Source organism: Hamadaea flava (assembly GCF_024172085.1).
GTDB lineage: Bacteria > Actinomycetota > Actinomycetes > Mycobacteriales > Micromonosporaceae > Hamadaea > Hamadaea flava.
In genome coordinates this window covers 5152662-5174588 of record NZ_JAMZDZ010000001.1, presented here as the reverse complement: position 1 = coordinate 5174588, position 21927 = coordinate 5152662, and the positions used below count along the sequence as shown (strand labels likewise).

The 21927-nt window shown below is 68.9% G+C and carries 25 protein-coding genes, 1 tRNA gene and 1 pseudogene; 12 read left to right on the top strand and 15 right to left on the bottom strand.

The genetic code is table 11. The features are described from left to right. Nucleotides 1-25 precede the first annotated feature (25 nt). Entirely contained in the window at nt 26-847 is an 822-nt protein-coding gene (locus HDA40_RS24440) for an inositol monophosphatase family protein (protein WP_253759757.1), read from the bottom strand. A 44-nt stretch (nt 848-891) separates the two neighbouring features. Here HDA40_RS24440 and HDA40_RS24435 point away from each other — a divergent pair, with 44 nt between their 5' ends. From HDA40_RS24435 to HDA40_RS24425, 3 genes are all read left to right on the top strand, one after another. Then, complete coding sequence (locus HDA40_RS24435) at nt 892-1242, top strand: hypothetical protein (RefSeq protein WP_253759755.1); 351 nt, start codon at nt 892-894, stop codon at nt 1240-1242. A 249-nt stretch (nt 1243-1491) separates the two neighbouring features. Continuing rightward, nucleotides 1492-2490 (top strand): septation protein SepH, encoded by a 999-nt coding sequence (gene sepH / locus HDA40_RS24430; RefSeq protein WP_253759753.1) that lies wholly within the window; start codon nt 1492-1494, stop codon nt 2488-2490. Between the two features lie 60 nt (nt 2491-2550). Continuing rightward, complete coding sequence (locus HDA40_RS24425) at nt 2551-3537, top strand: aldo/keto reductase (RefSeq protein WP_253759751.1); 987 nt, start codon at nt 2551-2553, stop codon at nt 3535-3537. A 17-nt stretch (nt 3538-3554) separates the two neighbouring features. Here the strand turns inward: HDA40_RS24425 and thpR are convergent, their stop codons facing one another. From thpR to HDA40_RS24395, 6 genes are all read right to left on the bottom strand, one after another. Further along, the gene (gene thpR / locus HDA40_RS24420; protein ID WP_253763786.1) at nt 3555-4133 is read right to left on the bottom strand and encodes an RNA 2',3'-cyclic phosphodiesterase; all 579 of its coding nucleotides are present in this window, start codon (nt 4131-4133) and stop codon (nt 3555-3557) included. Between the two features lie 2 nt (nt 4134-4135). Further along, nucleotides 4136-4765, bottom strand: a complete 630-nt coding sequence (locus HDA40_RS24415; protein WP_253759749.1) for a hypothetical protein — start codon at nt 4763-4765, stop codon at nt 4136-4138. A 67-nt stretch (nt 4766-4832) separates the two neighbouring features. Beyond that, nucleotides 4833-5588: a maleylpyruvate isomerase family mycothiol-dependent enzyme gene (locus HDA40_RS24410; protein WP_253759747.1), complete on the bottom strand. Its 756-nt coding sequence runs from the start codon at nt 5586-5588 to the stop codon at nt 4833-4835. 40 nt (nt 5589-5628) lie between these two features. Beyond that, nucleotides 5629-6927, bottom strand: a complete 1299-nt coding sequence (locus tag HDA40_RS24405; RefSeq protein ID WP_253759745.1) for an MFS transporter — start codon at nt 6925-6927, stop codon at nt 5629-5631. Between the two features lie 46 nt (nt 6928-6973). Then, on the bottom strand, nt 6974-7402 hold the full coding sequence (locus HDA40_RS24400) for a MarR family winged helix-turn-helix transcriptional regulator (RefSeq protein WP_253763784.1): 429 nt from the start codon (nt 7400-7402) through the stop codon (nt 6974-6976). Nucleotides 7403-7680: 278 nt separating this feature from the next. Next, complete coding sequence (locus HDA40_RS24395; protein ID WP_253759743.1) at nt 7681-9132, bottom strand: NCS2 family permease; 1452 nt, start codon at nt 9130-9132, stop codon at nt 7681-7683. A 329-nt stretch (nt 9133-9461) separates the two neighbouring features. On the opposite strand from HDA40_RS24395, the gene HDA40_RS24390 reads away from it, so the two are divergent. After that, nucleotides 9462-10238, top strand: a complete 777-nt coding sequence (locus tag HDA40_RS24390; RefSeq protein ID WP_253759741.1) for a DUF3027 domain-containing protein — start codon at nt 9462-9464, stop codon at nt 10236-10238. A gap of 19 nt (nt 10239-10257) precedes the next feature. On the opposite strand, the gene HDA40_RS24385 is transcribed toward HDA40_RS24390, so the two are convergent. Beyond that, on the bottom strand, nt 10258-10491 hold the full coding sequence (locus tag HDA40_RS24385) for a DUF2530 domain-containing protein (RefSeq protein WP_372502937.1): 234 nt from the start codon (nt 10489-10491) through the stop codon (nt 10258-10260). A 59-nt stretch (nt 10492-10550) separates the two neighbouring features. Here HDA40_RS24385 and HDA40_RS24380 point away from each other — a divergent pair. Next, nucleotides 10551-10623, top strand: a tRNA-Thr gene (locus HDA40_RS24380). A gap of 52 nt (nt 10624-10675) precedes the next feature. Here HDA40_RS24380 and HDA40_RS24375 read toward each other — a convergent pair. Together HDA40_RS24375 and HDA40_RS24370 are read right to left on the bottom strand one after the other, a co-directional pair. Then, nucleotides 10676-11098 carry a hypothetical protein gene (locus tag HDA40_RS24375; protein WP_253759739.1) on the bottom strand — a complete coding sequence of 141 codons (423 nt, stop codon included), beginning with the start codon at nt 11096-11098 and terminating at the stop codon, nt 10676-10678. Nucleotides 11099-11202: 104 nt separating this feature from the next. Beyond that, nucleotides 11203-12108, bottom strand: coding sequence for a PHB depolymerase family esterase (locus HDA40_RS24370; RefSeq protein ID WP_253759737.1), 906 nt, complete (start codon nt 12106-12108; stop codon nt 11203-11205). Nucleotides 12109-12181: 73 nt separating this feature from the next. Here HDA40_RS24370 and HDA40_RS24365 point away from each other — a divergent pair, with 73 nt between their 5' ends. Further along, a complete protein-coding gene (locus tag HDA40_RS24365) occupies nt 12182-12721 on the top strand; it encodes a PadR family transcriptional regulator (RefSeq protein WP_253759735.1) in 540 nt (179 codons plus the stop codon). Between the two features lie 121 nt (nt 12722-12842). Continuing rightward, nucleotides 12843-13271: an LppU/SCO3897 family protein gene (locus tag HDA40_RS24360; RefSeq protein WP_253759732.1), complete on the top strand. Its 429-nt coding sequence runs from the start codon at nt 12843-12845 to the stop codon at nt 13269-13271. Nucleotides 13272-13289: 18 nt separating this feature from the next. On the opposite strand, the gene HDA40_RS24355 is transcribed toward HDA40_RS24360, so the two are convergent. Further along, nucleotides 13290-14588: an MFS transporter gene (locus HDA40_RS24355; RefSeq protein WP_253759730.1), complete on the bottom strand. Its 1299-nt coding sequence runs from the start codon at nt 14586-14588 to the stop codon at nt 13290-13292. Between the two features lie 66 nt (nt 14589-14654). Here HDA40_RS24355 and HDA40_RS24350 point away from each other — a divergent pair, with 66 nt between their 5' ends. Beyond that, on the top strand, nt 14655-15149 hold the full coding sequence (locus HDA40_RS24350) for an NUDIX domain-containing protein (RefSeq protein ID WP_253759728.1): 495 nt from the start codon (nt 14655-14657) through the stop codon (nt 15147-15149). Between the two features lie 12 nt (nt 15150-15161). Here the strand turns inward: HDA40_RS24350 and ku are convergent. Then, a pseudogene (gene ku, locus HDA40_RS24345) lies at nt 15162-15944 on the bottom strand (non-homologous end joining protein Ku); the annotation flags it as partial. Nucleotides 15945-15994: 50 nt separating this feature from the next. Here ku and ligD point away from each other — a divergent pair. Genes ligD through HDA40_RS24330 form a run of 3 tightly spaced genes read left to right on the top strand, consistent with a single transcriptional unit; the run spans nt 15995 to nt 18018 of the window. Next, on the top strand, nt 15995-16864 hold the full coding sequence (gene ligD / locus HDA40_RS24340; protein ID WP_253759726.1) for a non-homologous end-joining DNA ligase: 870 nt from the start codon (nt 15995-15997) through the stop codon (nt 16862-16864). A 41-nt stretch (nt 16865-16905) separates the two neighbouring features. Next, entirely contained in the window at nt 16906-17544 is a 639-nt protein-coding gene (locus HDA40_RS24335) for a LysE family translocator (RefSeq protein ID WP_253759724.1), read from the top strand. A gap of 6 nt (nt 17545-17550) precedes the next feature. Next, the gene (locus tag HDA40_RS24330) at nt 17551-18018 is read left to right on the top strand and encodes a hypothetical protein (protein ID WP_253759722.1); all 468 of its coding nucleotides are present in this window, start codon (nt 17551-17553) and stop codon (nt 18016-18018) included. 363 nt (nt 18019-18381) lie between these two features. On the opposite strand, the gene HDA40_RS24325 is transcribed toward HDA40_RS24330, so the two are convergent. From HDA40_RS24325 to HDA40_RS24315, 3 genes are all read right to left on the bottom strand, one after another. Beyond that, nucleotides 18382-20022: a DNA repair helicase XPB gene (locus HDA40_RS24325; protein ID WP_253759718.1), complete on the bottom strand. Its 1641-nt coding sequence runs from the start codon at nt 20020-20022 to the stop codon at nt 18382-18384. Between the two features lie 322 nt (nt 20023-20344). After that, the gene (locus HDA40_RS24320; RefSeq protein WP_253759715.1) at nt 20345-20620 is read right to left on the bottom strand and encodes a hypothetical protein; all 276 of its coding nucleotides are present in this window, start codon (nt 20618-20620) and stop codon (nt 20345-20347) included. Nucleotides 20621-20656: 36 nt separating this feature from the next. After that, nucleotides 20657-20884, bottom strand: a complete 228-nt coding sequence (locus tag HDA40_RS24315) for a hypothetical protein (RefSeq protein WP_253759712.1) — start codon at nt 20882-20884, stop codon at nt 20657-20659. Between the two features lie 180 nt (nt 20885-21064). On the opposite strand from HDA40_RS24315, the gene HDA40_RS24310 reads away from it, so the two are divergent. After that, nucleotides 21065-21880, top strand: coding sequence for a L,D-transpeptidase family protein (locus tag HDA40_RS24310; RefSeq protein ID WP_253759710.1), 816 nt, complete (start codon nt 21065-21067; stop codon nt 21878-21880). Nucleotides 21881-21927: the final 47 nt, after the last annotated feature.

The following is a 21927-nucleotide window of genomic DNA, read 5'->3' as shown; positions in this document are numbered from 1 at the left end:
GCGCCTGGCAGTCCCAGATCGCTCGTCAGGCGGTCACCCAATGTGACGGTAGCCCGTCGACAAGTGCCTCCCGCAGCAGCTCGAAGCTCAGTTGATCGCGAGCGGCGAGCAGACCCGTCCGGCCGTCGCCGACGACATAATCCGTGCCGTCGAAGCGACGTGCGACACCACCGGCCTCACGGACGATCAATGCGCCGGCGGCGTGGTCCCACGGAAGGCTACGCCAGAAGAACGCGAACTCCTCGCCACCGGTGACGATCTCGCGGTACTCGTGGGCGGCGCAGTGGAAGCCGGGCAGTGCGGCGCCCAACCCGGACACCCCGGCCTCGACCCGCTCGCGTACGCCGTCGGGGAGGAATCGGGTCAGAATGCCGCCTCGCAGCTCACCGAGCGTGAGAGGTTCCGAGCCCATGCGCGTACGCACGCCGTCCACATAGGTTCCCGAGCCCTCTTCCGCGACGGTCATCGCACCCGGGACGGGCTCGTAGATCACGCCGAGCACCGGCCGGCCCGATCGGACCAGGGCGACCATGATCCCGAACGGCTCCCGGCCGGCTGCGAAGTTGCTGGTCCCGTCGACCGGGTCGATCAACCACACCGGTTGGTCCCCGGCCAGCCGGTCGAGTACGCCCGGGTCCGCCGCGACCGCCTCCTCACCGACGATCTGGGCCCCGGGCAGCAGTCCGGCGAGCCGCTTCGCGAGCAACACCTCGCTCGCGCGGTCGGCCACAGTCACCAGCTCACCGGGCGACTTCTCCTCGATCTCACCGGCGGTCAGCGACCGGAACTTCGGCAGCACGACCTCCTCGGCGACCTCGCGAACGATCGTTTCGACCTGCTCCAGCATGCTTTCGCACCCCTCCCACCGATTCGCCGAATATGATCGCAGACATGATCGCATCGCTGCGGCGCGGTTCTCGCTGGACGGCTGCCGCCCTGCTCACGCTGGGCCTAGCCGGTCCCGCGACGCTCGCCGGATGCTCGGCCGAGAACGCGTCGGCGAACTGCCCCAGCACGTCCGAGTGCACGATCACCTTCGATCGCAGCGCCGACAACGCCAAGATAAACGTGCTCGGCGTCGAGATCTCGGTGGTCAGCGCCGACGACAACTCCGTCACGCTGAAGGTCGGCGGTCAACAGGTCACCGTGCAGCGCGACGCCTCGGCGAGCATCGGCGGGCTCACCGTCAACCTCACCTCGATCACCGATTCGGAGATCGTCGTCAAAGTCACCCGCTCCTGATCTCCGGGCGCCCGCGCTTCCGCGCGTCCCCGCCATTTCTGCACGATCATGAACTAGCGTGCGTGATCAACCGGCGTGTCACGTGCACGTATCCATGATCGATCACCCCCATACATGATCGATTCCCCAAAACATGAACTCTGGCGGCGTGGCGGGTGTGCGGATGTGCGCCCACCGCGTACCGTGTCCAAGGAAGCGTCGGCGTCATCTCCCCGCCGACGTCGGTCCGCTCAGGGACGGAGGCAAGCGATGCGGCCAGTTCGGTTCGTCGCCCTCTCCGAGGACGGCCAAGCTCTTGTTCTCGCAGACGAGGTCGGCCGTCTCCTGGCGCTGCCCATCGACGACCGGGTCTCCGGCGCGGTGCAGGCAGAGCGTACCGGTCCGACCGCGACGCTGACCGTCGCGGCTGGACAGATCGACGGGAGTGCCGCGCTGTCGCCGCGGGACATCCAGGCGCGCATTCGCGGTGGCGAGAGCGCCGACGACGTCGCCCGGGTCGCCGGAGTTCCGGTCGACCGCGTACTGCGGTACGCCGGTCCCGTTCTCCAGGAGCGGGCGATGCTCGCCCAGCACGCGCGGCGTACCAAGCTGAAGACGGCCGACCGTGGCCTGCCCGGGTCGCTCGCCGAGGTCGTCGACGCTCGGCTGGCCCAGCACGGGGTCGACGCCGAGAAGATCTCCTGGGACGCGTACCGGCGGGAGGACGGCACCTGGCGTGTCGTCGCGACCTGGCCGAGTGGCAAGGCCACCGCGCAGGCGATCTGGGAGCTGGACAAGACCCGCCAGTCCGTCACGCCCTACGACGACATGGCGCAGTACCTGTGCGCCGACCGGACGTCGGCGCCGGACGCGCCGCCCACCCGGGGCGAGACCTCGCGCGGCGGCCACGGCCTGCCTGCTGCGGCCGACTCCGGTCGCCGGCCCGGCCGCGACCCGATCCGGGCCGGGCGCGACGCCCTGGTGGCCGCGCTCGAGCGGCCGGGTTCGCCGGGCCGGGGCCTGGACGCGCCAGGCGACCGGCGGACGGTCGTCGGCGGCGCCGCCGCGATGATCGGCGGTCAGGGCACGGCGTTCGACGACGAGCCCGACGCGCCGAAGGAGGTCCCCGCGGTTCCGTCGCTGGCGGTGCTCCGTCCGCGGCGTGCCTCCGCAGCAGCCGAGGGCACCGGCGAGAAGCCGCGCAAGCGCCTGCCTAGCTGGGACGACGTGCTGTTCGGCGGAGCGCCCGCCGCACGCGAGTCCTCCTGACGCCTGCCCGCTTTCGCACTGGAGCGTCGCAACGGTAAGGACCGAGGATAGGGTCGGTCCATGGAGTACACGAAACTCGGCCGGACCGGCCTGAGTGTGAGCCGGCTCTGCCTCGGCACCATGAACTTCGGTCCCAAGACCACCGAACCCGACAGCTACACGATCATGGATCGTGCGCTGGAGCTGGGACTCAACTTCTTCGACACGGCGGACGTGTACGGCTGGAAGACCGGCGAGGGCGTCACCGAGCAGATCATCGGACGCTGGTTCGCCACCGGAGGCGGCCGCCGGGACAAGGTCGTCCTGGCTACCAAGGTCTTCGGGAAGATGAGCGACTGGCCCAACGACTCGGGCCTGTCCGCCCGGCACATCGTCAAAGCCTGCGACGACTCGTTGCGCCGCCTCCAGACCGACCACATCGACCTCTACCAGATGCATCACGTCGACCGGTCCACCCCGTGGGACGAGATCTGGCAGGCGATGTCCACATTGGTGCAGGCCGGCAAGGTGCTCTACGTCGGCTCGTCCAACTTCGCCGGCTGGCACCTCGGGCTCGCCCAGGCGTCGGCGAAGGAACACGGTCTCCTCGGGCTCGTCTCGGAGCAGTGCATCTACAACCTGTTCGAGCGTACGGTCGAACTCGAGGTCGTCCCGGCGGCGCAGCACTACGGCATCGGCATCATCCCGTGGTCGCCGCTGCACGGCGGAGCACTCTCCGGCATGCTGCGCAAGCAGGCCACCGGCGACGCCGCCCGGGTCAACGAGGGCCGGGCGAGCGACGCGGCCGCGGCGAACCGGGAGACGATCGAGGCGTACGAGAAGCTCGCCGAGCAGATCGGCGTCGACCCGGCGAACCTCGCCCTGGCCTGGTTGCTGTCCCGGCCAGGGGTCACCGCGCCCATCATCGGCCCGCGTACGCAGGCACAGTTGGACTCGGCGGTCGGCGCGCTCGACGTGACGCTCTCGTCGGAGACCCTGGCTCGGCTGGACGAGCTCTTCCCGCCCGTGGGCAAGGGCGGCCCCGGCCCCGAAGCCTGGGCCTGGTGACCGTTTCCTAGGCGGCCCTAGGACAGCGGCCAGGAGCGGAGACGCTCATAGCTGCGGTCGCCGTCGAGATGGCTCCGGACCAGTACCAGCTCGTCGACCTTCCAGGTCGGACCGGCGTATTGGTGCAGTTGGGCCAGATCGGCGGCGACCTCGTCGCTGGAGAGCCGGTCGCCGCACCGGGCGAGGGTCAGGTGTGGCCGGAACGGCTTGCCGTCACTGCTCGGCAGCCCGACGTCGGCCAGCTGGTGATTGATCTGCCCGGCCAGGTCGGTCAGGCGGCCCAGGTCGCCGTGCAGACCGGCCCAGAGGATCGTGCTCGACCCGGTGCCGAACCGGCCGCCGTCGGCCAGCCGCAACGGCGGCACTCCGGCGTGCTCCTGGGGCCAGGCCTCCGCGACGCGACCGACCGCGCCCTCGGCGGCGGCGACGCCGGCCTCGTCGACCTCGCCGAGGAACGCGAGCGTCACATGCCAGCGCTCCGGCGCGTCGAGCCGGACGTCGCGACCGGCGGCGGTGGCTTTGCCGAGATTCAGCCGCGAGACGAAGGACTCCAGATCGGCGACGGCGGGCGGGGGCGGGAACAGGGCTACGAACATCCTCACCGCAGCCGTACCCCCGCGGCGATCAACTCGCCCTCGATCCGCAACCGCTCGATCTCTCGGTCCATATCCGCCAACTCCTCCAGATGTTCGACGATGCCGAGTGCCCGGCACGCCTCCCTCAGCTTGACGTCGTAAGCCCGTTCGACCGCGCCGTGCCAGACATCGTTGCGCTGCCCGATGCCGAGCCGGTCCGAGCCGAGCCGGCGCAGGTCGGCGGCGATGCGCTCGAACGGCAGGTGCGTGACAGCCGCCGGCGCGGGCGGCGGCGGAGCCGCCTCCTGCAACCGTGCCGTGATGCTCGCCCAGACGGCCGCCGGCATCGCCAGCCACCCGTGCGGCGCCTCCTCCTCCGGTACGCCGCCACGCCCGGTCCCGGCCGCGACAGGAGCCGTGCCGGCGGTGGCGAAGAGGGCGGCGACCGGCGCGAGGAAGGCGCGCGGCGGGGTCAGCGATCGCTCCATCTGATGCAGGATGCGCTGCTCAAGCCAGTGTTCGCGGCGGCGGCGCAGCGACTCGCGGACGGAGATGATGAGCTCGTCGGCGCAGATCATGGCGGCGATCGCACACGGCAGGGTGACCAGCGCGATGAGCGCCACGGCCAGCTCCAATGCCTTAACCACCGCCACGTCCTCCGAGCCTAGTCGTCGTCTGAAGTGATCGCTACGAATTTCCGCCCAGTGATACCGCCCAGGCTCATTGTGTGGCGATCCGCTGGAGATCACATAGTTTGCCGGAAACGCTGGGCTTACCGGAGAGGCGGACCGCTAGGTCGTCGGTGCGCCGCCACAGCCACAGCAGTACGCCCGAGGGCGTGCCCGAGACGGTCGCGTCGGCGGCGGCGTCCGGCTCGGCCGCCTCGACGGTGACCGTGCCTGGTCGCAGCCGCACCAGCCAACCGCGGCCGCCCGCCGAGACGAGCAGGGTCTCGCCACCACAGTCGGCGAGCGCCGCCGCGAACTCCTCCGGCCATCGGCCGACCTGGTACGCCAGAAACGCTTGCAGGTTCTCGTCGATCCCGTCGAGGGCGACGTCGTCGGGGACCTCGGTCGGCGGCAGCCCGGCCGCCAGCTCGCCGTCGATCCGGTGGATCACCGACTCGTGCACCATCCGCCGGATCCAGAAGCCGACCGTCTGATCCGGCTCGTACCAGGTCTGCACGGCCGTCTCCGGCGTGTGCCGCGCGAACTCCGCCGTCAGCTCGGCGTACGCCCGGGCGAGGCGGTCGGCCGGAGCCTCCGGGGGCAGGTCCTCCGGCGGCCACGGACTCGGGAACGTCCCGAGTCGCATGGTCGCCACCTTGTGCAGGTAGACCATCGAGACGTGCTCCACCAGGTCAGCAAGCGTCCAATCAGGACAGGTGGGCACCGTGACGGCGAGGTCGCCGGCGGCGACGCCGAGTAGGCGCCGGTAGTCGTCGCCGAGCACTTCGAGGAATCTCGTGGTCTCCATAACCTCACCTCATCACGGCGGTACGACAACCCGTCCCGGACTACCCCCGCGCCGTCGACACGGTCAGTTTCGGCACTGGGCGTACCGTCAGCTGGAGCCGCTCCCCCGCGTGACGCAACTGCCACGCGAGCGCGACCAGCGCGGCGATCAAAGAGACCGCGCCGCCGAGCCAGATCGACGTGCCCGCGCCCAGGTGCTCGGCCGCCCAGCCGATCGCGGGCGAGGAGATCGGCGTGGTGCCGAGGAAGACCAGCACGTAGAGCGCCATGACCCGGCCGCGGTAGGCCGCCTCGGTGCCGAGCTGGACCCGCTGGTTGGCCGACTGGGCGAAGAAGACCATGAAGAAGCCGGTCGGCACGAGCAGCAGAATGACCCCCCAGTACGCCGGGACCAGTCCGACGAACAGCTCCAGCGCGCTGAAGGTGATGGCCGCGGTGAGCATGAGATAGACCGACGGGCGGCCCTTACGGAAGGTGCCCGCGAGCGCACCGCCGAGCGCGCCCACCGCGAGCGCGGTGGTGAAGAGGCCGAACGACGCGGCGCCGGTGTTGAACACGGTCTTGGCCAGCGCGGCCAACGTCAGCTGGAAGTTGAACCCGGCCATGCCGATGACGCCCATGAGCAGCATGGGCAGCCGCAGGTCGGCGCGGTGCCAGGCGTACTTCAGCCCGTCGAGGATGCGCGCGTCGGCTCGCTCGTCCTTCGACGCCAGATCCTTACGGAAGAGGTCACCTGGGCGCATGCGAGCCAACCCCAGCAGCGGCGACAGCGAGCTGACGGCGGCGATGAGGAAGACCGGTCCGGTGCCGAACGCGGCGATCGCGACGCCGGCCAGCGCCGGGCCGATGATGCGGGCGGAGTTGAACGTGGCCGCCGACAGCGACAACGCGTTGGGCAGCAACGGGGAGCCGACCAGTTCCGAGACGAAGGACTGACGTACGGGGGTCTCGATGGCCTGGGCGATGCCGAGGAACAGCGCGAAGACGTAGATGTGCCAGATCTGCACGGTGCCGGCCAGCACCAGGATCGAGAAGAGCAGCGCCAGGAAGGTCCAGAAGCTGTTGGCGACCAGCAGGATCAGGCGCTTGTCGTAGCGGTCGGCGAGACGCCCGCCCGGCAGGGTCAGCAGGGCGGCCGGTACGAACTGGAGAGCGGTCACGATGCCGAGCGCGGTGGCGCTGTTGTCCGACAGCGAGAGAACCAGCCAGTCCTGCGCGACGAACATCATCCAGGAGCCGATCAGCTTCACCAGCTGACCGGTCGCGAACAGACGATAGTTCCGCACCATCAGTGACCGGAACATGGTTTTCACGAGCGCTGCCCTCCGCCTAGCCGACATCCACATCGGACGAAGCGGGCCGGCCCACGTACAGGCGATGCGCGCTCTAGTTGCGGGCGATCCTGGACAACACCTCGGCGGCGTGCGAAAGCACGTCACGTTCATCGGGGGTCAATTCAGCCAGGCGGGCTGCCAGCCATTCGTCTCGCACCCGCTCGTACTGCCCGAGGATGTCGCGGCCCAGACCCGTGCTCGACAGGATGACCTGCCGTTTGTCCGTCGGGTGCGGCGTACGCTGCACCAGGCCACGGGCCTCCAACTTCGCGACGATCTTGGTCATCGTCGGCGGTTGGACGCGTTCCACGTCGGCCAGTTCCCGGGGGGTCAGGGCACCGGCCAGTTCGAGGCTGGTCAGAGCGGACAGCTGGGTCACCGTCAGATCGCCAACCGGCCGGGCCTGCCGGACCCGCCGATTGAGCCGCGTGATGGCGTCACGCAATCGAACCGCAAGTTCGGTTGCAGGTTCCGCCACCATCGGCCACTCCGTCACGATTATTAGGCTAGCTAATGAGCCTGGCTAACGACATCGTTTTATGAGGTGAAACACCATGTTGATCCGTCCGGTTGATCTTGTACCGCCCGGACGGGTCGCGCTCGCCGCCGTTCGGCCTTGATCAACTCGGCTGCTCTCGTTCGGAGCGCTGGATCAGGATTCCAGGTCGAATCTTGGGTGAAGATCCGACCCGGACCCCTGATCCAGCCGCCACAAGCATCGAGCCGCCACAAGCATCCAGCCGGCGAAACGGAACCGGATCAGATCAACTCGGTGATGACGCCTCGGAGGAAGTACAGCACGAACAATGCTGCCACGCCCCACAGCAACGGGTGGACGTCACGCGCCTTGCCCTTCGCCGCCTTGATCAGCACGAAGGTGATCACGCCGCCGCCGATGCCGTTGGTGATCGAGTAGGTGAACGGCATCAGGATGATCGTGAAGAACGCCGGGATCGCGATCTCGTAGTCGGTCCAGTCGATCTGGCGTACGCCGGTCATCATCAGGAAGCCCACGATCACCAGCGCGGTCGCCGCCGCCTCGAACGGAACGACCGTCACCAGCGGCGACAGGAACATCGCCAGCAGGAACAGCACGCCGGTCACGACGCTCGCCAGACCGGTCCGCGCGCCCTCGCCGACACCCGCGGCGCTCTCGATGTAGGACGTGTTGCTGGAGACGCTCGCCGCGCCGCCGGCGGCCGCGGCCACCGAGTCCACGATCAGGATCTCCTTGGAACGCGGCGGCATGCCGTCTTCGCTGATGAGCTTGCCGTCGGGGCCGGCCTCCTCGCCGACCGCGACCATGGTGCCCATCGTGTCGAAGAAGTCGCTGAGCATCAGCACGAAGACGAAGACGAGGGCGACCGCCGCGCCGGCCGCTTTGAACCCGCCGACCAGGTTGAAGTTGCCGAGCAGGCTCAGGTCCGGTACGCCGACCACCTTGTCCGGCCAGCTCGGCACGTTCAGGCCCCAGCCGTGCGGGTTGCCGCCCGGACCGGACGGGCCGGCCTTGGCGATCGCCTCGACGATGATCGCAAGGATCGTGGTGCCGACGATGCCGAGCAGGATCGCGCCGCGTACCTTGCGGGCGAGCATCACGATCGTCGCGAGCAGGCCGATCGCGAAGACCATCCCCGGCCAGGTGATGATCACGCCGTTGAAGCCCATGCCCACCGGAACGGTGGTGCCCGCGACGTCCGGAACCCGCATGACGAAGCCGGAGTCGACGAAACCGATCAACGCCAGGAAGAGCCCGATGCCGACGCCGATGGCGATCTTCAACTGGCCCGGAACCGAATGGAAGATCGCCGTACGCAGCCCGGACAGCACCAGGATGCCGATCAGGATGCCCTCGATGACCACCAGGCCCATGGCGTCGGCCCAGGTCATCTGGGAGGCGATGTCCTTGGCGACGATGACGTTGACGCCGAGGCCGGCCGCCAAGGCGAGCGGGAACCGTCCGTAGATCCCCATGAACACGGTCATCACGCCGGCCACCAGCGCCGTTGCTGCGGCCACCTGCGGGATGGAGAGCTTCGCACCCGTGCTGTCCTCGGCCGAGCCCAGGATCAGCGGGTTGAGGACCACGATGTACGCCATCGTGAAGAAGGTGGCCAGGCCACCGCGGAGTTCACGGACGAGGGTGGACCCCCGTGCGCTTATCTCGAAGTATCGGTCCAGGAACGGCAGTTCCTGCGCAGTCGTCGACATGGGCCGCATCGTGGCATAAAGAAGGGCACCCGTCACGTCTGTCCCACCAGGTCGCAGCCTTGTCGTGTCCGCCCAGTGCGGCGCAGGGCCGACCCGTGCGGCGCGGGGCCGGATGCGGATCACGGTTATGCATGCTTCCGGCGGCCAAGATCGCAGGCACATCCGTGATCTGGCGCCTATCGCCGCCGCATCGTGCGCCTATCGCCGCCGCATCGTGCGCCTGACTCAGCAGCGGCGGCCTCAGCAGCCGCAGCGAAGCGGGCGGCAGCGCCCAGCGTGGCGAACCGAGAGCAGCGGGAAAGCGGGGGCGCTCGCGCGACTGCGCACCGATGAGGAAGAATGTCCCCGTGACCAGGACCGCCACCCGCCCCGCCCGCCTCGATCAGGTCTGCGCCGACGCCGTCGAGGTCGCCCGCGCCGCGATCACCGAGGTCCCGGGCGATGAGGTCGGTGCCCACCAGGGTGTCGTGGCCGAGGCCGACCGGCTCGTCACGCACTACTTCGCGTCCCTCCGGCCCGGTTACCGGGGCTGGCAGTGGGCCGTCACGGTGACCCGGGCGCCGCGCTCGAAGCTCGTCACGGTCTGCGAGACCGTGCTGCTGCCCGGCAACGAGGCCCTGCTCGCCCCGGGCTGGCTGCCCTGGGAGGACCGGCTGCGCCCCGGCGACCTGGGCGTCGGAGACCTGCTCCCGACTCCGCCCGATGACACCCGGCTCGTCCCGGGCTACCTGCTCGCCGACGATCCCGAGATCGACGCGGAGAGCTGGGAACTGGGCCTGGGCCGGCCGCGCATGATGAGCAAGGAAGGCCGCGAGGAGACCGCCCAGCGTTGGTATGACGGGGATCACGGTCCGCACGCGCCCATCGCCGAGGCCGCGCCCCGGCATGCGCGCTGCGTGTCGTGCGGCTTCCTGCTGCTCATGGGCGGCGCGATGAAGCAGATGTTCGGCGTCTGCGGCAACGAGTACGCCCCGGACGACGGTCGCGTCGTCTCCCTGGATCACGGCTGCGGCGCGCACTCCGAGGTGGTCGTCGACGCGGGTTCCCCGGTCGAGGCGCTGCCCACGGCGTACGACGACGGCGCGGTCGAAGAGGTCGAGGTCTAGGAAGCCGGCTGCGCGCCCGTCAGGCGGAGAGCCGCCGGGCGCGGTTGCGGTCGTGCACCCGCATGGTCAGCCAGCCGGGAATCCCCGAGATGACTCCGGCGACGCAGATCCACAGCCAACTGGTCGGCGCGTCGGCGATCCACAGCACCACTCCGGCCACCGCCCACAGCGCGATGCCGCCGATCGCCAGCGGGGTCATCGGCGGGTCCAGCGGCTTCACCGGCTGTTCGGCGGCGGGCGGGGTCGACGTCACGTGCTTGAGGATACCGGTTAGGAAGATCGCCGGAGGATCGCGTACACTGGTCAACCGTTGCCGCCTTAGCTCAGTCGGCAGAGCGATTCACTCGTAATGAATAGGTCAACGGTTCGATTCCGTTAGGCGGCTCTGCGAAAAAGGGGCCTCAGCTCACCAGCTGAGGCCCCTTTTCCTGTCCGCATCAGTGCATCGGCCGCCCGGCCCCGTCCCGGAAGTCGCTGCCGGCCAGAATGATCACTCCATCGATCATCGACCACAGTGCCACGCCGGGGGTGATCAGCAGCAGCACGAGCGGGACGATGAACATCGACAGGCTTACTCCACAGCAGCCGAGTGCGATGCCCGATATTCCGGCGAGCAACTGAGTCAGCCCGATGCCCACGTGCCCGGCGTAGAGGCGTCCGACGCCACAGATACCGACGAGCGGCAGGAGCAGTTGCAGGAGGCCCGCCGCAAGCCTTCCCTTGTCCGACACCGGCGGAGGCCCCCAGACCGGCTGGGGCAACCAGCCCGCCTGCGCTCCCCAGGGCGGCTGCGACTGCGGATACAGCTCGAGCTCATGATGTGGTTCGCTCGGCGGAACCCAGGATCCGGGGTGTGACATGCGTGGATCATAGGGAGTGAAGACCTGTCGCAGGCCCCGGCTGGTCGATCGGCCTCAACCGCCGAACCGCCCGCGATCCGGTTGCTGATCCGTGGACCCGGCCGTCATTTCAGCTGGTGAGCAACGAAGAAGTCCCACATCACGTCCACTGCGTTGATCTTGGTCTCGGGGCTGCCGAGCCCGACGTCGGTGCCGCCCGGCCAGCGATGCTCCATCCCGCCGATCTGGTAGTCCACCACGTCCGAGCCGTCTGCGCAGTGCGTACGGGTCCAGGTGATCGCCTTGGCGTAGACGCCTTTGGCCGACGCGGTGCAGCGCACGCGCGAGCGCCACTTCGCGAGTCCGCCGTTGAAGACGTCCGCGTTGTCCGCGCCGCCGATGAAGGTCACCACGGAGACCGGCTCGCTCGGCTTGAACGCGGGGTCGGTCGCCCGCCAGCCGGTGAAGCCGCCCGAGACGGGCGCGATCGCGGCGAACAATCCCGGTGCCTCGACAGCCATCCGGAAGGTCATGTCGGCCCCGTTCGAGATGCCGGTCGCGTACACCCGCCGGCGATCGACCTGCCAGACCTCGATCATGTGGGCGACCAGCGCCTTGACGAACCCGACGTCGTCGTAGTCGCCGCAACAGTCCATCGCGTTGAACCCCGAGATGATGGTCTCGGGATAGACCACGATGAACCCCTTCTGATCGGCCTTCGTGTCCAGCCGGGTCATCCGCCGCAGCGTGTCCACATCCGACCGGTAGTAGTGGAACGCCACGACCAGCGGCATCCCCGGCTTGAATCCGGCGGGCGCGTGCGCCTGCGCCGTCCGCGCCTGCCCGCCCACGTCCAGCGAGATCGTCTGGTCGCCGCCGCGCGGGACGTCGGGCACCCGTGGACTCGGGCTCGCACTCGACGCGGCCACCGTGGGAGTCGGGCTCGGTGGCGCGGCCTCGGGTTTCGCGTCGCATGCCGCCATCACCATGAGTACGCCCAACGCAGCGCCCGTGGCTCGGATGGTTCTCATCGCAGCTCCCTGCTTGCCGAGAGGTGACTATGTCAGAAGTGACATAAACTATGTCTCTGTTGAAATAGCAGATGTGAGCACGTTGCGCTACGCCCTCCTGTGCACCCTGCACGCCGGCCCGTTGACGGGCTACGAGATCGTGCAGCGGATGCGCCGTCCGATCGGCTATTACTGGACCGCTCAGCAGAGCCAGATCTATCCGGAGCTGGCCCGGATGACCGAGGACGGGCTGATCGACCACGACGCCGCGGCCGGGCCCGGCCCGCACGACCGCAAGACGCACCGGTTGACCGAGGCGGGCCGGACGGAGCTGGCACGCTGGCTGACCGAGCCACCCCAGCGGCGACCGCCGAAGGACGAACTCGTCCTCAAGACGTACGCCCTCGCGGCCGCCGACCGAGACGGCATGCGCGCGTTGTATCGCGGCGAAGCCCGGAAGCATCAGGCGCAGCTCGACGACTACCTCGCGCAGCAAGCGGACGCCGAGGCCCGGGGCGACGACGATCCGGCCGGCCCCAGATTCGGGGCGTACGCGACGCTCCGGATGGGCATCGCCGCCGAACGGACGATGGTCGACTGGTGTGATTGGCTCGTATCGCAGCTCGGTAGGTAACTATTCAGCGAAATCTCAGGCTGATCGTGCATCCAGGGCGAGACATGTCGGCGGGTGTCGCTAGGGTGTGCCGGTCGCGGAATGATCCGCAGGCATCATCCCCTCTGGAGGAAGCACCCCCATGTCCGAGCCCGTTACCTACCAGCCCGCCCCGCAGCCGCAGGCTCCCCAGGAGTCCACCGGCAAGAAGATCGCCAAGGGCATCGGCGCGGCTCTGCTGTGGCGTCTGGTCATCGGCGCGATCGTCCTGGTCATCGCTGGTGGCTGGTTCGCGTACAAGTACTTCTCGGGCAACATCACCGCGAAGACCCCGGCGGTCGGCGAGTGCGTGACCGAGGCCAAGACGGACGCCGACGTCGACGACGTCACCACCGTCTCGTGCACCGACTCGAAGGCGCACGACAAGGTCGTCGGCGTGATCAACGGCAAGACCGAGTCGTACTTCAAGACGACCGAGAACCCGTGCACCGACTACCCGACCGCGGAGAGCGCCTACTTCTACGGCAAGGCGACCAGCGGTTTCATCCTGTGCCTCGCGCCCAACAAGTGAGCTGAGCGCGGCTGAGCATCACCCCGCCGAGGAGGCCACGAGCGCTGCTCGTTCGGCCTCCTCGGCTTCTTTGCGGGCCAGCCCGTCGCGCCCGTCGTACTTGAGGAACTTCGGCAGCGCCGCCGCCAGGGCGACCGTCCCGGCGATGCAGAGCGCGCCGCCCCAGACGACCGAGCCGCCGACCCCGACGATTCTGGCCATGCCGCCACTGCGTACGCCGCCGAGCAGCGGGCCGATCGAATAGGACAGCATCTCGATGCCCGCGAGACGTCCACGGAGGTGATCCGGGATGGTCTGGTTCCAGATCGTCGACCGGAAGACGCCGGAGATCATGTCGGCCGCCCCGGCCACGAGCAGGCCGACGATCGCCAGCCACAGGGCGTTCGAGATGCCGAAGAGGACGATGCCGACGCCCCAGAGTCCGGCCGCGATGACGACGGCCAGCCCATGCCGATGGATGCGCAGCGTCCAGCCCGAGGTCAGGGTGGCCAGCATCGACCCGACGCTCGGCGCGGCGTACAGCAGGCCGAGGACGGCTGGGCCGCCTAGTCGGTCGGCGAAGAACGGGTAGAGCGCCTGGGGCATGCCGAACGCCATCGCGTTGATGTCCACGAGGTACGTGCCGAGCAGCTCAGGCCGGCGGACGGCGTACCGCAGGCCGGTCGCGACGCTGCGCAGCGACGGCCGGTCCGCCAGCTCCGGCGGCGGGACCGCTTTCATCATCGCGAGCAGGGCAAGCGACACCCCGAACGTGGCCACGTCGATGGCGTACACCCAAGCAAGACCGCGGCCCGTGCCGAACGCCGCGATGAGCAGCCCGGCGATGGCCGGGGCGCCGATCGACGCGAACTGGTGGCGCAGCGAGGTGAGCGCGCTGGCCGCGGGGATCTTGTCGGGGTCGACCAGGCGCGGGGTGAGCCCTTCGAGCGCGGGCCGTTGAAGGCCGTCGACGGCGGCCGCGAGCGCCGCGATCAGATAGAGCAGCCAGAGGTGTGGCTCGCCGAGCAGCGCGTTGAGCAGCAGCAGGACGGTGAGCGAGAGTTGGGCGACCTCGCCGCCGAAGACCAGTACGCGACGGTCGACGTAATCGGCGAGCGCGCCGCCGACGAACGCCATGAACAGCAGCGGGACGAGTTCGCAGATGCCGATGAGGCCGACCAGCAACGGATCGCCAGTGATCTTGGTGACCTGGTACGGGATCGTCACGAAGGTGATGAACGACCCGATGGAGGTCACCGTCATCGCGCTGTAGAGCAGCCGGAAGTCCCGGCGGCGCAGCGGCGACAGGTCGAGCGCGAAACGTTTCCTGGTACTCATCGGCGCAGATGATGCACCATCGGCGCGGGCGGCGTCGAATCGGTTTCTGGGGCTACTCTTCCCCGCATGGGTGCGGTCGAAGAATGGTGGGCGTCTTATCACGGCAAGCTCCGGGCCGCGTTGCCCGACGAGACGCTGTTCCTGCTCGGCGGGCGCGGTGTGGTCCGTGACGAGCAAGGGCGGTTTCTGCTGATCAAGCGGGCGGACAACGGCATGTGGGCGTTCCCGGCCGGCGGCATGGAGATCGGCGAGTCGATGCTCGACTGCGCGATCCGGGAGACCTATGAGGAGACCGGGCTGAAGGCGGTCACCGCGGTCCCGTTCGCCCTCTACACCGGGCCGGAGCACACCCACACCAACCAGTGGCAGCACACCTATCAGCACGTCATCCTGGCGTGCCTGATCACCGAGGTCACCGGAGACCTCGACCCGGACCCGGAAGAGGCGACCGACGCGGCGTACTTCCACCCGGACGACTTCCCGAACCAAAGTCCCACCATGCAGCGGACGCTGGCCGACCTCGCGGAGTTCGAGCGCACCGGGCGGATGACGGTCCGCTGATCACGCCGCTTTGCGCGCAGCCTTTGCTTTGGCGACCGACTCGCGCAGGGCGGCCATCAGGTCGATGACCTCGGCCTCGCCCTCCTGCGGCTGCGGCGGGGCCACCACTTCGCGGCCCTCCACCTTGGCCTCGATGACCTGCTGCAACGCCTCCCGGTACGCGTCGGTGTACTCGGTCGGGTCGAACTCGTCGGACATCGACTCGATCAGCGAGCCGGCCATCTGGAGCTCCTGCTTGTGCAGCTTCACCTGGTCCGCCCCGCCGAGCACGTCGAACGCGGGCTCGCGTACCTCGTCGGGCCAGAGCATCGTGTTGAGGACGAGCACGTCGTCGCGTACGCGGATGGTGGCGAGCTGTTCGCGCTGGCGCAGCGCCACCTTGACCAGCCCGACGCGGCCCGCCTTGCTCAAGGCGTCCCGCAGCAGCAGGTACGGCTTGAGCCCGACGTTGCCGTCCGGCTCCAGGTAGTAGGCCCGGCTGTAGAGAATCGGATCGATCTGATCCTCGGGGACGAACTCCAGCACGTCGATCGCCCGCGAGCTGCTCAACGGCAGGTCCGCGAAGTCGTCGTCGGTGAGGACGACCATCTGGTCGCCGACCTCGTAGCCCTTCGCGAGCTGGTCGTAATCCACCTGTTTGCCGTCGACCGTGCAGACCCGCTGATACTTGACCCGCCCGCCGTCCTTGACGTGCACCTGGTGGAACCGGATGTCCTTCTCCTCGGTCGCGGCGTAGAGCCGGACCGCGATGGAGACCAGCCCGAAGGAGATCGCGCCCTTCCAGATTGCCCGCATATCAACCATCTTGACAGTACCGCTCGGCGGGCGCGGCCTATCCTGAGAATGTGACCAGGGTCGAAGTGGATGGCCGACGGATAGACCTCACAAACCTGGACAAAGCTCTCTACCCCGACGGCTTCACCAAGGCCGAGATCATCGACTACTACACCCGCGTCGCCCCGCTCATGCTCCCGCACCTGGCCGACCGCCAGGTCACCCGCATCCGCTACCCGTCCGGCGCGCAGGCCCAAGGCTTCTTCGAGAAGAACGCGCCGGCCGCCAAGCCCAGCTGGGTCCGGGTCGACGGAGGGCTCATCGTGGTCGACGAACTCGCCACCCTCGTCTGGCTCGCCCATCTCGCCGCGCTGGAACTGCATACGCCCCAATGGCAGGTCGCGAACGGCCCCGAACACCCGGACCGCATCGTCTTCGACCTCGACCCGACCGAACCGGCCGGCCTCGACGAATGCCGCGCGGTCGCGCAAGCGTTGCGGGATCGGCTGGCGGTGGACGGACTGACGGCGTACCCGAAGACCTCCGGGCGCAAGGGCATGCAGGTCACCTGCCCCGTCACCGCGACCGCCGAGCAGATCATGGACTACGCCCGCGAGCTGGCGGGCGAGTTCGCACGAGCCGCACCCGACGCGATCACGGACCAGATGGCCAAGGCCGGACGGCCCGGCAAGATCTTCATCGACTGGAGCCAGAACAACCCCTCGAAGACCACGGTCTGCGTCTACTCGCTCCGCGCGGGCGACTCACCCACCGTCTCCACCCCGATCACCTGGGACGAAGTCGCGAGCGGCTCGTTCACCGCGGCCGACTTCACGCCCACACGGGTCCTCGAGCGGATCAGCGAGTACGCCGACCTCCACGAACCACTACTGTCACCCGGTCCGGCCCTCCCAGGTACGCGTCGCCGCCGTCCCCGATAACCGGGTTGTGCTTCGGGCGGCCGATGCCGTTCCATTCGGTCATGGTGTCCGCCGACCGTCTGCTCGCCTTCGCGGCGATGTCCCTGGTGCTGATCCTCATCCCCGGCCCGAGCGTGCTGTTCGTGGTCGGCCGGGCGCTCGCCCACGGCCGGCGCGCGGCGCTGACCACGGTCGCCGGGAACACCCTCGGGGCGTGCGTACTCGTGGCGGCGGTCGCCTTCGGCGTCGGGACCATCGTCGAACGCTCGATCGTCGTCTTCACCGTCCTGAAGCTCGCCGGGGCGGCGTACCTGGTCTATCTGGGCGTCCGGGCCTGGCGGGCCCGAAAGTCGCTGACCACGGTGTTCACCGCCGACGAGTCGACACACGACGGCCTGCGCTCACTGTGGGACGGCTTCGCGGTCGGCGTGTCCAACCCGAAGACCATCGTGTTCTTCGCGGCCGTCCTCCCCCAGTTCGTCGACCCGGCCCAGGGCCACGTGATCGCCCAAATGCTCCTGCTCGGGCTGGTCTTCAACCTCATCGCGGTGGTCTGCGACAGCCTCTGGGGCGTCGCTGCGTCCTACGCCCGCGAATGGTTCGGCCGCTCGCCCCGCCGACTGCGGATGATCGGCGGCGTCGGCGGGCTGACCATGATCGGCCTCGGCGTGACCATCGCCGTGACCGGCCGCAAGGACTGACCCGGGATGGCCGGCCGCCTCCACGTCGGCTGGCGCCTGACCGGTCGCGGCTGGGCGGTCTGCATACTCGCCGACGACCTAGCCGACATCGAGGTGCCCGTTTCCTACCTCACCGAAGCCCCCGAGGACTTCCTCACGGCGGTGACGCGCCTCCTGCTCGGTCAGCCGCAAGCCGAAGTCCTGTTCAACGCCGAGCCTTCGATCTACCGGCTGACGCTCCGGCGCACCGATCGGCTTGACGCGGCGACACTTCGGCTGGCCCTGACCGGTGCCGGGGACATCTTCTGGGCCAGTGAACAACCGTTGGACGTCCTGGCGCGCGCGGTCGTGCGAGCCTTCGACGCGATCGAGGTCGACCCCGGCGAGGACGGCTATCTGGCTCGGTGGGGACGGCCTTTCCCGCGCGCCGAACTCGCGGCGCTTCGGTCGACCTGGCGCGACCAGGTCAAGGCGTCGGGACGCACTCGGTCCTGAGTGGACTAGGGCGGCTCGGGCAGCGCTTCCCGCGTCGGCCCGGCGAGCCGGACGGATCGACGCCGCGTAGTCCGTTGGAACGATCTCCGGAAGCCCAGATACCTTTCCCCGCACTGGTTCGGTACGTGACCATCCGGAAGTCGAACCGTTCACCGCGGGGCACCGTCGGTGGCCTCGCGGTCGGTGGCCGATCCGCCGGTGGCCGATCCGCCGGTGGCCGATCCGCCGGTGGAACACCAGCTACCTCACCAGTCGCCCGTAGGGTCGATGGCGTTCCAGCGACGCTCGCGCCGCGCGGGCCGGCCGCCGATCCAGATCCCCCGAAGCCGGCACACGAAGTGCCATCGCACGCTGAGACGAACGTCAGGCGAGAACGTCGTCGGCGTCCACGATGGTGTAGGCGTACCCCTGCTCGGCGAGAAAGCGCTGCCGGTGGGCGGCGTACTCGGTGTCGATGGTGTCGCGGGAGACGACCGTGTAGAAGTGCGCCTGACGTCCGTCGGCCTTCGGGCGCAGCACCCGGCCGAGGCGCTGGGCCTCCTCCTGCCGGGAACCGAAGGTGCCGGAGACCTGGATCGCCACCGCCGCCTCGGGCAGGTCGATGGAGAAGTTGCCCACTTTGGACAGCACGAGCGTACGCAGGCTGCCCGAGCGGAACTCGTCCAGCAGCCGCTCCCGTTCCTTGTTCGTGGTGCTCCCCTCGAGGATGGGTGCGTCGAGGTACTCCCCGAGCTGGTGGAGCTGGTCGAGGTAGGCCCCGATCACGAGCACCTGCTCGTCGGGGTGTCGCTCGACGAGCGCCTGCACCACGGGCAGCTTCGTCCGGGCGGTCGACGCCATCCGATAGCGCTCTTCCGCCTCCCCCATCGCGTACGCCATGCGCTCCTCGTCGGTGAGCGTGACGCGTACCTCGATGCACTCGGCCGGGGCGATCCAGCCTTGCGCCTCGATGTCCTTCCAGGGCGCGTCGTAGCGCTTGGGGCCGATGAGGCTGAAGACGTCACCCTCCTTGCCGTCCTCCCGGACGAGGGTGGCGGTCAGCCCGAGCCGGCGCCGGGCCTGGAGGTCGGCGGTGAATCGGAAGATCGGCGCGGGCAGCAGGTGGACCTCGTCGTAGACGATGAGTCCCCAGTCCCGGGCGTCGAACACGTTGAGGTGCGGGAAGGTGCCGCCCCGGCGCATCGTGAGCACCTGGTACGTGGCGATGGTGACCGGCCGGATCTCCTTGCGTTCGCCGGAGTACTCGCCGATCTCCTCCTCGGTGAGCGAGGTCCGGGCGAGCAGCTCACGCTTCCACTGCCGGGCCGCGACTGTGTTCGTCACCAGGATCAGGGTGGTCGCCTTGGCCGAAGCCATCGCCGCCGCGCCGACCAGCGTCTTACCTGCGCCACACGGGAGGACGACGACGCCGGAGCCGCCCGCCTCGAAGTGCTCGACCGCCTCCTTCTGGTACGAACGCAGGCTCCAGCCGTCCAGCGCGAGGTCGATGTCGTGCGCCTCGCCGTCGACGTAGCCGGCCAGATCCTCAGCCGGCCAGCCCAGCTTGAGCAGGGCCTGCTTGAGGCGGCCTCGTTCGGACGGATGCACGGCGATGGTGTCGGCGTCGAGCTGCGTACCGAGCATGCCGGCGAGCTTCTTCGACTTCGCCACCTCGACGAGCACGGCCCGGTCCAGACCCCGCAGGACCAGTCCGTGCGCCGGATCGTTGGCCAGTTGCAGGCGACCGTACCGGTCCATCGTCTCGGCGACGTCGACCAGCAGCGCGTGCGGGACGGGATACCGCGAGTACTTCAGGAGCGCGTCGACGACCTGCTCGGCGTCGTGACCGGCGGCGCGGGCGTTCCACAGGCCCAGCGGAGTCAGGCGGTAGGTGTGCACGTGCTCGGGTGAGCGTTCCAGCTCGGCGAAGGGCGCGATGACGGCCCGGCAGGCCGCCGCGTCCGGATGATCGACCTCCAGCAGCAGCGTCTTGTCGGACTGGACGATCAGCGGGCCGCTCGACATGAACTCACCTCGATGCAGTAAGGGGCGACCCTCCAGTCTGACACGGGTCGCCTGCTCACCGGCAGTCCCGGCCGGGTGAGGCGTGACGCGACGCTCCTCCGCTCGGTTACGGTCCCCCCGCCGAACGGTCGAATCGGCGGCCGACTCGCAACCTCCCCCTCGACTCTGTGCGTCCCTCGTGTGGAAGAAGCGGTCGGCCTGAGCGGCCGGCAAGGCCGGCGGCATGAGCGTTCGGGGGAGTCCAACGGGGGCGGACGCAGTGCCGCCGGCAGCCGTTTCTCCACTGCGTGACCCGTAGCCGGAAGTGGCCGGGGTCACCCGGCTAGTCGGCGCGGCTGCGGGCGAGCGCGCTCACGATGGAGACGAGCAGCAGCAGGAGCAGTCCGCTGCCGATCGCCTCACCGGCCGCGTCGAGCATCATCCGGTCGAGCACCAGCCAGGCGAAGAAGAACCAGGCGGTGAGGCCGAACGCCGTGAGGGCCACCGCGACCTGTGCCCCGCGTGACAAACCGGTACGCTCGCCAGCCGGCGTCTCCGCCTCCACTGACTCGCCCTCCGGGCCCGGCTCGGCGGTCATCTCGATCCCTCCCGCGCTCACCTGTGTCACTGTTCCAGGGTGCCATCCCCCTGGGAATTATGAGGGTTTTTCTGGATCTTCGCCCGAATTGGCGCGCGACCGTGCTCGGAGCGCGCCGATGACGGAAAGCAAGATCAAAACCCCGAAGAGCACGCCGAACGCCTCGTTGACGGCGTCCCCGAACGGCTCCCCCCGGACGAGCCAGGCAAGCACGAGCCAGCCCGTCGCACAGACCACGGCGACGGCGGCGGTGACCGCCAGGGAAAGCCGCGCGCGCTTCTCCATTTCCTGAGGGTGGACCGTCGAAGTCTCGATCAACCATCCTCCGAATGGTTTGCCAGGAAACTCACATTCGGCTCTCTTTCCCTTCTGGACGCTCTTGTCTACTCTCAGCCTGCAACCGGACGCGCCCCCGCATACGTCTGATCGGTCAAGACGTGGTTCCGGAGCACTGGGGAGGGCTTCATGAGAAGAAACCGCGCGGTCGCCGTCATCGCGGGGGCGGCCGCAGCGTTGTTCGCACTGACCGCATGCCAGCCTGATTCGCAGGCCGGCGGCGGTTCGCCGACACTGGCGCCGGTCGCGGAGACCAGCTCCGTCGCGTCGCCGAGTGCGAGCCCGAGCATCACCGCGAGCCCGAGTCCGACACCGACCAAGACGACGACGCCGACCAAGACCACCACGACGTCGAGCTGCCAGCAGGGTCCGCGCCAGAAAGAGGTCGAGACCGCCCTGGCCAAGCTCGGGACGTGGGGTCCGATCGTCGTCGACGGGCACCAGACCGACGCCGACTGCGCGACCATCAAGAAGTTCCAGAAGCGGTTCGGCATCTCGCCCGCCAACGGCCGGGCCGGGGACACCACGGCCAGCGTCGCCAAGCGGCTGGCCGCCACGGACCCCGCCAAGTGCCAGGCCGGCACCGGGCTGGTGGCCTGCGTCGACCTCACCCACCAGACGACCTACATCATGAAGGGTGGCAAGGTCATCTGGGGGCCGACCGTCACGCGTACGGGGATGGCCGGATATGCGACGCCGTCGGGCTGGTTCAAGATCTTCGACCGCTCGCCGAAGCACTGGTCCAACCCGTACAAGGTCTGGCTGCCGTCCTGGCAGCAGTTCTACAACGGCGACGGCTTCCACGAGACGACCACGTACATCCACAACACGGGGATCGGCTCGCACGGCTGCGTCAACCTGCTGAAGGTCGACGCGCAGAAGTACTACGCGACGCTCGGCTACGGCACCAAGGTTCACCTGTACGGCCGCCGGCCGGGAACCTGAGCGCGCGCGGCCCGCAGCAGGCGATCGAATGGGTACGGTTGAGCGAC